General features: G+C 35.7%; 1 protein-coding gene. It reads right to left on the reverse strand.

The annotated features are described in order from the left end of the window. The coding region (locus tag R2R70_RS19410; protein ID WP_410978809.1) for a DEAD/DEAH box helicase at nt 1-266 on the reverse strand (266 nt) is incomplete at its 3' end. Nucleotides 267-325: the final 59 nt, after the last annotated feature.

The raw sequence follows: 325 nt of genomic DNA on the forward strand, positions 1-325 counted from the left end.
GTTAAAGATTTTTCTTTTAAACCTGCGGAAAATATACTCGCCTCTAAACCAAAACTTTTATATTTTTGTGAATTTTGCTCTACAAGTTCTTTAACATGAGCAAGGACCAATATTTTTTGTTTAGCTATACGGGCAAGCTCAGCGATGACTAAACTTTTACCTGCACCTGTTGGCAACACAATAACTGCGGGATCATTGGTTTTTCTAAAGTGAACAACGGTGCGTTCAACCGCCTCTTGCTGATAGGGTCTAAGTTTATAGCTCATGGGAAAATAATTGGATTTGAATAAGAATACTTTATCTAATAACGGATGACGTTTTTTAG

Origin of the sequence: Cobetia sp. SIMBA_158 (assembly GCF_046566945.1) — a bacterium.
GTDB classification, from domain to species: domain Bacteria; phylum Pseudomonadota; class Gammaproteobacteria; order Pseudomonadales; family Halomonadaceae; genus Cobetia; species Cobetia amphilecti.